Source organism: Heliobacterium mobile (assembly GCF_009720735.1).
In the GTDB taxonomy this organism is placed as follows: domain Bacteria; phylum Bacillota; class Desulfitobacteriia; order Heliobacteriales; family Heliobacteriaceae; genus Heliobacterium; species Heliobacterium mobile.
Window position 1 is genome coordinate 1 of sequence record NZ_WNKU01000077.1, and the last position, 2,012, is coordinate 2,012.

Genomic DNA, 2,012 nt, shown 5'->3' on the forward strand with positions numbered 1-2,012 from the left:
CTCCCTCAATAAATTAATCTTTTCTCCGTAATACTCGCTTTTTCACAGTTTTTCGATACAACCTGAAGCTAACCCCGATGACATTAATAAGGAACTAAGACATTTTTCTAAAAAAGGGTATAGCAAAGCAAAGGTCTGACTTGCATTACCACATTATGGTGGCATAGTAAGCTCCACAAATACCCTTGCGGTGTACCCTCCCATGTCTCACGGGGTCCACATATAGTGGCCCTTACATTCCTTCGTTCTACCTATCAAGGGGTGGAGGCCAGGTAAGCTCCTCTGCAGGGTCTAAAGCCCGTATGGCGATGATTCGTCCCGGCTCAAATGCTCCTGTTGTATTAAAAAACGAATTGTAAAGCAAGTTGAGAATTCGACCAAGTTTTGCATTCTCTCATGCGATAAATTGGTACTTGAATTTTTGTTTCCAAATGGGTCGCTACACTAAAAATCGGCAATTGCAAATCATGAGCGCACACTACCTGGAACATCGCCTATTAGCAGGATCCCTGTCACTGGCAAGCGGCTGTCAATGGGCCGCAACGCGGCGGCTGAAAGCCCTTGCCGTTGACAGTTGGTTGTCGGTGACAGACAATCTGTTAGGCGGTGTTCCGGGCTAGACAACGAGTTGAAATTGCATCAATCGCTCTTTACCCAGCAGCTTATGTGGGTCGTAATCCACCGATTTTTTGCCAATCGCAAACAAGACACGAATCAGTTTTCCACATAAAGCAATAATGGATTGTTTTTTCCGCAATGGGTTGTCTTTTCGGTTGATGTAGTATTGATGCAACTGCTTAAACTGCTGGTTTTTGGATACAAGGACGAGCATGCTCCGAAATAACAAGGCCCTTATTCGTGGGCGCCCACGTTTGGTAATTCGGGTTTGCCCTTTGTGTTTTCCGGAACTGTTTTCCTTGAGGTTTAAGCCAGCGAGTTTAAGAATTTGCTGTGGATGACTATAGGCCTGTAAGTCACCGGTTTCTGCTAGAAAACCAGCAACCGTGATCCAGCCTAATCCCGGGATGGCCAGCATTTGTACGGCACCAGGTATTTCTTCAAGTATGGTTACTACATCTTGCGCTAACTCATCTAACTGCTTTGTGAGTAGAAAGTATTGTTCTAATAGCATTTCGATTTCTCGTCGAGCCATCGTTTGGCCTAACGATATGCCTACGGATGTGCTGGCTGTTTCTATGAGCTTGATGGCCCTTTTTATACCTACCGCACGTTTGACCTCGCTTTTCCACTGGGTCACAATGCCCTCCATTCCGAGGTTAACTACGTCTTGAGGTAAGGGGAAGTTTTTTAGCGCGATCATTGACGCCTTGCCTTCCCAGTCCTTAAACACGGTAGGATATTCAGGGAAATAACGATCTAGCCAGTTATGCACTTGATTTTTGATTTCTATCAAGCTCCGCATTAGTCGTTCTCTTTGCACCATAGCAACTCGTAGTTCGGCATATTTGCCGGTCAAAATGTTTGGCTCAGAATAACGACCATCTTTGACCAGTTGTGCGATCACTCGCGCGTCTTTTATATCGTTTTTGGTCGGTGAGTTGTCGTCTAATTCTTTGCTCTTTTTCACATGAGCCGGATTGACAACGACCGCTTTTATCTCTTTTTGAAGTAGGTAATGAGCCATTGTTAGCCAGTAGTGGCCTGTGGGTTCCATGCCTACCACTGCTGTTGTTTTGTAGTAACTGCGTTGGAGTTCTTTTATCCAAGTATTCAGTGCTTCAAATCCCCTATGGTTGCTGTCAAAGATCAGTCGTTTGCCTAACTCAATGCCTCGGTGATCTTGTGCACGTGCTACGTGAGTTGCTTTGGCTACATCAATTCCAATAATCAACGTGCTGTCTGTGATTTGCTCAATTCGACTTTTTTGTGTATAATTCATGGTGCACCTCCTGATATTAAAGGGTCAAAGCTCTTCGGCTTTTAGACACCTCGTATGTTATCAGGGGGTGCTTTCTTTTTCAAAACGCCAATTTATCCATTACAGGAATGCT

The 2,012-nt window shown here is 44.7% G+C and carries 2 protein-coding genes; one reads left to right on the forward strand and one right to left on the reverse strand.

From position 1 onward, the window contains the following. The first annotated feature begins 467 nt into the window (after positions 1-467). A complete protein-coding gene (locus GJ688_RS19555) occupies positions 468-620 on the forward strand; it encodes a hypothetical protein (RefSeq protein ID WP_155478153.1) in 153 nt (50 codons plus the stop codon). Here GJ688_RS19555 and GJ688_RS19560 read toward each other — a convergent pair. Next, positions 617-1,900, reverse strand: coding sequence for an IS110 family RNA-guided transposase (locus GJ688_RS19560; protein WP_155478154.1), 1,284 nt, complete (start codon positions 1,898-1,900; stop codon positions 617-619). The two genes, GJ688_RS19555 and GJ688_RS19560, sit on opposite strands and share 4 nt — an antisense overlap. Positions 1,901-2,012: the final 112 nt, after the last annotated feature.

What these genes read in the sequence shown, in the direction of transcription:
- GJ688_RS19555 (WP_155478153.1), top strand. Translation starts at nt 468, where the DNA reads ATGAGCGCACACTACCTGGAACATCGCCTATTAGCAGGATCCCTGTCA.
- GJ688_RS19560 (WP_155478154.1), bottom strand. Translation starts at nt 1,900, where the DNA reads ATGAATTATACACAAAAAAGTCGAATTGAGCAAATCACAGACAGCACG.